Source organism: Gilliamella sp. Fer4-1, from assembly GCF_001690515.1.
GTDB lineage: Bacteria > Pseudomonadota > Gammaproteobacteria > Enterobacterales > Orbaceae > Gilliamella > Gilliamella apicola_C.
The window spans coordinates 1-9,364 of sequence record NZ_LZGZ01000236.1 but is presented as its reverse complement, the minus strand read 5'-3'; the positions used below and the strand labels follow the sequence as shown (position 1 = coordinate 9,364).

Here is a 9,364-nt window from a genome sequence, read left to right as displayed (position 1 = left end):
TCGTTATAATAAAAACTGATACCTTGTATAATAAACCTGTTTTTGGAAAAACTTTATTTTATATAGACTGGATAACAACACTATGTTTTATAGTACTTGTGCATATAGGCGTCTATAGTCGCCATTATTTTATTGTTGGGATTAGTACACTATTTCTATTCCTATTTTTATCCGAAATTAGTTACTTCATTTATTATGGAGAAGTAATATCAACAGGCGTGCTTGATTCTATTATAGATACGACTTCTAATGAAGTTTTCTCAATGTCTAAACAAATTTTAATTATAATAGGTCCCGCATTTATCGCAACAACTCTTATTTTATTTATTTTTAGAAAAATAATTACTGCTAAATTTAAATCCATTATCCCCTTCTTCTTTTATATAATCGTTTATATAATCGCTTTATTTATTGTTACTGTTATAACAACAGATTCATCTTTAAATAATGACATTAAACGTGGTTATTATAAAGGAAGTGCAACCCTACTTCGTTTTACTCACCCTGTTGTTGTGGGTAACTTATCCTATCTTTTAGCTAGTTTTGCATCAACAAATATCTATTCTAGTACAAATGAAATTGAAAAATTTAATGAAGCTATTCTTTTACCACCCAATAAAACCGATAACGACTTAGTAGTATTAATTATGGGAGAATCCTCATTAGTAACTCGATACAGCACCTATGGTTACCATAAACAAACTACACCGTTTATGACCAATATTTTTAGTCAAAATGGTGCTTGTATTATTCAAAATAGCCACTCGGCAGCCGCTTTTACAAGAGATTCGTTACCATTAACGCTTTCGTTTAATATTCCAGAAAGTGATGATAATTTATTTAATAATAAGTCGATTATTGAAATGGCTAAATTCAATCATTACAAAACCTATTGGCTAGCCTCACCTCTTCAAGGGATTAAAGATTCATTTGAAACTAAATACGGTTTTATTGCACGTAAGAGCGATGTTATCACTTTTGGTGAAGGAAGGCACGATATTCATTTAAGTGAGTTATTAGAAAAAGCACTTCAACAAGACAATTCACCGAAAAAATTCATTTTCGTACATTTGCGAGGAAGTCATCAACCTTATGAAAATTATGATGAAATTGATAAGCAAGCTTTACCTGATGCTGAAAAATATGATCTGACCATCCATCATACAGATCGTACAGTGAAAGCATTGTATGATGTTATTAACAAATATAGCGATAATTATACCTTAATTTATACCTCGGATCATGGCGAAATCGTTAATGTTGGGCATGGTGTAAACAACACAAATGTTGACCAATTTTTAATTCCGTTTATGTTTATATCAACAAATGATCGTTATAACTGTCAATTTATAGAGTCGTTTCGAAACCCAACTGGTTATTTAAGTGGGTTGATGAATAAATATATTTTATCTAATCTTTTAGGGTACAATGTTGATCAAACTACTCTGAACAAAGAAAAAAATAATGATCGTGTTTTTATGCCTGATGGTAGAGTTATGCCTTTTTTAAAATTTTATAATAATGATTAGGTTTTATTATAATTTTTCATCAATAAATTGCGATACCTAATATAAATTTTACAATACAAAAATAAAGGAGGCATTTGTTAAATGTGATGGAAGAAAAGATCAATTAACAATATGCTCCTTTAAATATTTTACTCTGACGCCTGTATACTATACTGAGTAATACAGTGAATAACGCTAGCAAATTCTACAAATAATGTTTTCCTAATAGCCATAAGTTTACTTTCTATATGATTAATCGAAAGTAAATGCCATTCGCACAATTTGCCCACTCTGATCTAACAATAAAAGGTTATGTAAGCCTGTTTGAGTGATAGTTAAAGATGCTTTTTGCTCGTTATGGGTGTGCGCAATGAGTTCGCCATCTAAAAACCACCATTTATCACCATTGCCACCTTGTGGTGTTAAATCAATGGTGACATCGTTTTGCCCTGGTAGGCGTTTTACCAATTGTTTATCGCGCAATCCGATAATATTCAGTGGCGAAAAGGTATCTTTACCAAGAATGGGGCAATTTTTATCAACCTCAGGGAGTCTTGATTGTCGGCGCTCTTTAGGTAATAACCAATTTTCTAATGCTATTGGCCAAAGTGCAATCTGTTTTTTATGCGCATTGTTACAATCTGCTGATACTCGTTTTCCTTTATCATTTACCCAAATAGTCGCCCAGCCTGAGCGATAGATGTTATTATTAAGCGATGCAAGAGTATCAAGCGTTGGCGGTACCATGTTATTTAATATCCAAGCACTTTTTTGACGATGGCAGTTTTCATCAGTTATAGGCAGTATTTGCCCTGATGGCCAGCAAATTTTGTGTAAGGTAACGGTTACTGGTTTGGTCACCACGGGTAATGGACGATTCAATCGCCGTTCTTTATTTAATAATAGCGTGTTAACCTGTCGCAAAATTGGCACCGCTGTGATAGCACCATATTGGCCAACAACGGGGGTACCATCTGGGCGACCAACCCAAATACCAATTAAATAGCGAGGATTGATACCTATTGCCCAAGCGTCACGATAGCCATAACTAGTCCCTGTTTTATAGGCAAGTTGTTGGTTATTAATTAACATTTGCCTTGTGATCCATGCACTTCCATCACTAATAAATGGTTTACTTAACAGTAGTTCGGTTTGCGTAAATCGTAAAGGACTGACTTGTCCATGACGTGCAAAGGCACTATATGCGCTAACTAAATTATCCATTCTTAGCGATGCGCCTCCTAATATATATGAAATATTAGGATTATTACCAGTAGATACAAGGGATAAACCAATATCCACAAGGTTACCGGTAAATCTTTTAGGACCATAGTGTTCAATTAGTTGAACCGCTGGTAGGTTTAGCGAATTTTTTAGCGCTTCTGAAGCACTTACAGGACCATAAAAGCTCTTATCAAAATTAGTAGGAAGGTAATCAGAGTTAATTCGAGGCGTATCTTGTAATAATGATTCAGAATGAATCATGCCATCATCAATCGCTAATGCATAAATAAAAGGCTTTAATGTTGATCCTGGTGAACGTAGTGCACTGATCATGTCAACCTGACCAAATCGTTCTTTATCATTAAAATCAGCTGAGCCAACATAACCTTTTACAGTCATATCGGTATGATCGACAACTAAAATAGCAAGTGAAGTTTTAGGTGGTAACTGGTTTTTTCGATTTCTAGCAATATCTTCAAGATTATATTGAAGAGATAGATCAATATTTGAATGAATAATGTCAATATTAGGGTATTGTTGACTGAGTCTACGAGCTAATAAAGGCGCAAGCTGTGGCTTTTTACGTGGATAAACCCAGACTTCTTCTTTTTGAACTTGCTTTATCATATCGGGCGACCATATTTGGTATTGAGACAATCTTGTTAGAACTTTATCTCGAGCTTTTTTGGCTCTTTCAGGGTATCTATCTGGGCGCAAACGACTAGGAGCTTGAGGCAATATAGCTAATAAGACACTTTCGCTACGCGTTAATGTTTTTGGTGCTTTACCAAAATATGACCAACTGGCAGCACCTAAACCTTCAATTGTGCCACCAAATGGTGCGTGGTTAATATATAAAGTTAAAATTTCATCTTTTTTGAAGTGCAACTCAAGTTGTAGCGTTCTAAACACTTGTTTCAGCTTACCTATCATGGTGCGATCGTGAGGGTAAAGCAGCCTTGCAACCTGCATTGAAATAGTACTACCACCTGAAATAATTTTTTTATTGGTAATATTTTGCCAAGCTGCGCGCAGTAATGATGCTAGGTTAACGCCAAAATGATGATAAAAATAGCGATCTTCATAATTTAATAAAGCATCAAGATAATCATTGGGCACTTCATCTAATTTGATAGGATATCGCCACACACCGTTTTCGTCAGCAAATCGCCAAAGCGGAGTGCCATCTTGTGCAAGAATTGTTTGTGTGTTTTTTTGTTTTGCTATTGATATTGGAAATAAGCAATCGGCAACAAAAAAAATACCAACTAATAGTAGGATTACAAAAAGCAATAAAGCCAGAATTTTTAGCAGGCGCTTTTTCATTTTTGTCAAAAAGCCTCAAAAAATCTATGGTTCAATATAAAATGGTGCCGCTAACTTTCGTTAGCGGATCATCGTTTTGTTTGTATTTTATTAATCAATTCTAATACCAATGCTATTATTGCTCGGCATTATTCGATTCTGATTTGCGTTCAACAATAGACATGAAGTTAAGCGATTGACCAACAGCGAATCTATCTGGGTGGTACATTGATTCAACATAAGGATACGGAATCCTATAATTACCAGCTGTTACAGCCCGAACTAAGTAAGCTACCCGTGAACGATAAGAATCTTCACTCACATAATGATTGATATCAACCGCAGCAACAAATCTATCGTCACGGAATTCTTGATATTTAATATCATTACTATCATCATCTTTCAATAGGTTGGCTAATTCAGGGATCGCCTGTAAGCTGACACTACTGTTAGTTAGATTTTGATTTTCTATTTCAAGTCCAGCAGGTAAGAAATCAACGATTAATGCATCATGAATAGCTTCTTTATGAGCGTTGACATCTAATAAAACCACCATTAAATCACCTACTTTCATCTGATCAGGTTGGATTTTATTTCCTTTTAAATCATAATAAGAGCGATTAATTGTTAATTTATTTTCATCACTTGTTGGCGCAGGGGGTTTTTTACCATAACCAGAAACGGTCAATTTAATATAAAGTGGCTGTGCATTTTCTGGATTCGAAATCGTTAATCCATTTGCTAAATTAGCAAAATCGAGTGAGCGTGATAAGCTAGTATCTACATCATTGCTCTGTTTATTAATTGTAACATTAAATTGCTTTGAAGATTTATATTGATCCAATGACCAACCCGCCACAAATAATGCACTAAGCTCTTGGGTTGAAAAATAGCGAGTATCATTGAGTAAATCAGATAAATGGATTAAGTAGTCAGCTTGTTTATCAATACTCAACTTGTTTTCAATCAATAAAGCTAAAATTAACGCATTATCACGAACTGCACTGCCATACTCTCCAAGCCAAGGATATTGATTGTCGTAACTTTTTGTAAATACTTGTGGCATTAAGCTGTTATAGATATTTTCAAAACCTGCAAGTTTGGCTGATAATGCTAATTGAGCAACTGGCAACGGCGAAAACACCTTAAAATCGCTTTCGGTGATCTGTTGATACATTTTATTAATTTCATTACGTACAGGTACAGTGATTTTATTTTGTTTGGTTAGTACAACTAAAGCATAAGCTTTAGTTGCAAATTGCGTGTAGTCACTTACTTGTGAATTATCATTATAGTTTTGTAAACTATTAAATACATTCACATCATAAATATATTGGTTAATACGAGAAATAGCCGCATCAAGTGCAGCATTATTAACATTATAACCACGCTCTTTAGCTTGCAATAAAAAGTCGGTCGCATACACGGTTAACCAATGATCTTCTGCACTATCTTTAGTCCATAAACCAAAACTACCATCATTACGTTGCATTGATAATATTTGAGAAATCCCTGCTTGTACTTTTTCGCGACGTTTGGTATCCGATTCAGTTTTGATTCCTAATGCAGCCAGCTGTTCTTGGTTTGCATATAATGATGGCATTAAGCTACTAATAGTCTGTTCTAAACAGCCATACGGATAGGACAATAACGACTTGATATACTGAGCTATATTCAGCGGTGGTTGATTTGATACAATCAATTTACCATCAACCGTATTTTCAATCATTTCGGCAATACTATCTTCAGGTAAAACCCAGCTGTCACCACCATTTATTGCTGCCGCATAGTATTTTGTGGTCGCAGCATAAGCAGGTCTAACGCCTACATGCCATGAACGTTTGATTTGGTAATTTGAACCATCATCTAACAAAATCCCTTTAACATTAATTGTTATAGATCCTTGCCCATAGCCATAATTAGCAACAACAGGCAATTGAATAATCTGCCTTTGCTTGCTTTCTAAAGTTATTGCTGTAGTGTTTACCGAATTTTGAAAAATCAAACCTCCTGTTGAAACTTCAAGCTGTATTGTTTGTTTTTTTTCGGTTAAATTATGAAGATTTAGCGCTAATGTGGCTTGATCGCCACCAGATAAAAATCGCGGAGTGGATAGCTCTGCAATTACTGGTGAAGCAACTATCATAGTTTGTTCTGCTTTACCAAAACGGCTATCATCCCATGCTTGAGCCATTATGCGCAATTCGCCATTAAAATCAGGTAAAGTAAGATTAACAACCCCCTCACCTTCATTGTTCAGTTCGATAGTTTGCAATTGCTGGGCAACAATATTGACGTCAGTTAATGGTGTTTTACCCCCCGTACTCTCTGCGCCGAGTAAAGCATCCCCCCCAAAACTTATATTTACATTACGCCCTTTGCCTTCAATCAATTTGCCATATACATCGTAAAGATCAACATTATAGCGTTTACGCCCTAAGAATGCGCTGTATGGGTCAGGTGTTGCAAAACCAGTAATGTTCAATACCCCCGAATCAACGGCTGAAACCAATACGGTTACTTTGTGATCTTGTTGTATTGCGTTTTTATCTATTTTAACTTTAATTGGAATTGTTTTTTCTGGCTCTGTTTTTTGCGGAACGTCAAGGCTCACGGTTAATTGACGATTTGACGTGTCAATTGGCAAATAAAGTAAACCAATTGCTCGTTTAATTGTTTGTACAGCAGCATCAGTTGATGGTCGAATGATCATCGCATTAATATAAATATCATGGCGCCCCCAGTCTTTAATTGGTATCTCAACATCTAGGCCTTGGTCATCAACAGCAATATCTTTTTTCCATAACATTCCGTCATTAGTTTCAAGTGAAATATAGCCTGATCCAGCAACAGGAGCTTGTACTCGTACTTTAGCGGTATCACCAACTGAATAAGCAGTTTTATCAAGGCTTAGTTTAACTTGATCAGGCCGAACAGCATTTGTGCCATTTGTGTTATCTTCCCAATTGTAACCACTTCGAAAACGTAAACTACTGCTAATATTATTTGTAGTATCAACAATTTCAATACGATAAGACCCATAATCCTCTGTTTGATAACTTACTTTAGCTGTACCATTTTCATCAATAGTTAGTGGTTGTTCTTGAACAACAAATTCATTGAAATTAGATTCTTGGTGCCACCCTGCATCGTCAGACCAACTCCAATAATAGTTGCGACGTTCACGAATAATTTTTGCTTTTAAATGATTTGATGCTAGCTTTTTTCCGTCAGTATTGACATAGGCAACTTCAAATTCAGCATTAGCGCCTTTATCAACTGTGGGACTATTTTCATAACGATCTGTTGACCAATCATAATAAAGCGATTGAGAAAACAACGCACGTACCACAGGCATTTTTTCAGTTGGCCAAATTGTTTGGCTTGCATAACGTGTAATAGGGCGTCCACCAGAATCAAGCAAACTTGCTTGTAAAATAACTTTAATTGGAGAGCTTAATTTACCCCAATCGCTAGTATCAATGCCAACTTGTGCAATCCCATTTTTATCCAGAACCATGTCAATATTATCAAGTTGGCGATCAAGATTATCATCAGTCACACGTCCAATTTTATAATTGGCTAAGTTAGCAATTGAATCTGCTTTTTTGAGATAAACATGACCTTCTAAGTTATTACCTATTGCTGGAGCACCATAAAGATACCAACCTTTAACATTAAAACTAACATTCTTATCCAAGATAACCGGCTTGTCTGATGTGGTTGTAATTTCCATTGCCATGCGTTCTGGCAAAAATTCTTCCACATGAAACCCGGCATAACGGTAGTTATCATCACCTAGATTAAAACGAAAAGCCCATTTACCTGTTGCTGCATTAGCAGGAATAACATATTGCCACTGATATAAGCCATTTGAGTCAGCTTTAGCATTGATAGTAAAATTTTCAACAATTTGATTATCAGGTAACATAACATCAACCACAATAGGTTGGGTTGGCAATGGCTTACCATTAGCATCACGTAAAAGCGCATTAAAATAAACCGTTTCTTGAGGGCGATATAAATCACGAGCGCCAAAAACAAATAGCTGTTTTTGATAAAAAGCCGAACCGACTAAGTTATACTTGCTTAAATTTAATGCATTACGATCTAAATTTACAAAAGAAATTTGTTGCCCTTTATTTGCGGTAAGTAAAGCATAATCCATACCTTTTGGTAAGGTTACTTCAGCATAACCGTCTGCATCAGTTTTAGCTAAAATGGTGGAACAGTTTTTATTGCTCTCTCGAATGCTTTTATTACATAAAATCAATATGTCAACATCGCCAAGAGGCTGACCATTGTCTAGTGCATGCGTAAGCACTGATAATTTACCATTTTCATACGCATGAACAGCAATACCAATATTGCTAATCGAAAATAGTGATGTAGGGTTGGAATAATTGTAAGTTCCCGCTTGATTCATAACGGCAAAATAAATACCTTCTTGCTGTAATTGAGAAATTGAGGATAAGTCAAGCAATACCGTTTCTTGAAAATTACGTTTAGGGTTAAGATCAAAGCGAGATGAATAAACTAAATCAGCAAATTTATTGATATTATTTGAGTTCCAACTTGTTATTTGATTAATAAACCCATAATCAGAAATAAAATCCGATAAATGTTCAGGTTTAATTTTAAAGAAGTTAACATCAATTTTATTAACATTAAGCGTAGTAATCGGTAAACCACTCATTGATTTGCTAGGCAATAAAACACCACTATTGGCAAAACCAACAAACGGCTGGCGATCTTGAGTTTTAAATTCGGTTTGGTAGACTTCTTTTAAGCTGTTACCATTAATTGCAACTAACATTTTATCGATAGTGAGCTCTAATTCACGGTTGGGTTCAAGGTATCGATGTCTTAATTCGAGTCCATTATCTGACAGCTCCCAAGCTCCATCAACATTACCCATTTTTTTATCAACTAGACGAAGCAAATTAGAAAAATTAAGATTAGGATTTAAAGGAACAGAAAAGGTTACAACCAACGTGCTAGAACCATCCAGAATGGTTTCGGAACTATCTATGACCGTTAAGGCCTTACCATGATATTTTTCGATTAATTCTGGTGTGGGATTAAAAACCGTTGTTGGTGATTGATCTTGCGCTATTTTATTATTTTCATTAGGCTCACCAATTTTGGTCGTGTTGCTGTTATCAATAACTTCTGTTGCTAATTGCGGTGATGATTGCTCTGCATTTGCTGTTTGTTCTGTTTCTTTATTGTCACACCCCGCTAAAGCTAACAATAGGCTAAATATAGCTAAATGTTTTACTAATGCCATACTTTGTCCACCTCCCACCTCATATTTTATTATTATT

3 protein-coding genes are annotated in these 9,364 nt (G+C 35.3%); 1 reads left to right on the top strand and 2 read right to left on the bottom strand.

Features of this window, described 5'->3' with window-relative positions:
* Positions 1 to 1,529, top strand: a 1,529-nt coding sequence (locus tag A9G30_RS08430) for a sulfatase-like hydrolase/transferase (RefSeq protein ID WP_218057794.1), incomplete at its 5' end; no start/stop codon positions are given.
* 231 nt (positions 1,530 to 1,760) lie between these two features.
* On the opposite strand, the gene pbpC is transcribed toward A9G30_RS08430, so the two are convergent.
* A complete protein-coding gene (pbpC, locus tag A9G30_RS08425; RefSeq protein WP_065588659.1) occupies positions 1,761 to 4,058 on the bottom strand; it encodes a penicillin-binding protein 1C in 2,298 nt (765 codons plus the stop codon).
* Positions 4,059 to 4,173: 115 nt separating this feature from the next.
* Positions 4,174 to 9,327, bottom strand: coding sequence for an alpha-2-macroglobulin family protein (locus A9G30_RS08420; RefSeq protein WP_065588658.1), 5,154 nt, complete (start codon positions 9,325 to 9,327; stop codon positions 4,174 to 4,176).
* Between the last annotated feature and the right edge of the window lie 37 nt (positions 9,328 to 9,364).

Bases quoted from the DNA above. Each gene is read 5' to 3' on its own strand.
- pbpC (WP_065588659.1), bottom strand. From the start codon at position 4,058: ATGAAAAAGCGCCTGCTAAAAATTCTGGCTTTATTGCTTTTTGTAATC.
- A9G30_RS08420 (WP_065588658.1), bottom strand. From the start codon at position 9,327: ATGGCATTAGTAAAACATTTAGCTATATTTAGCCTATTGTTAGCTTTA.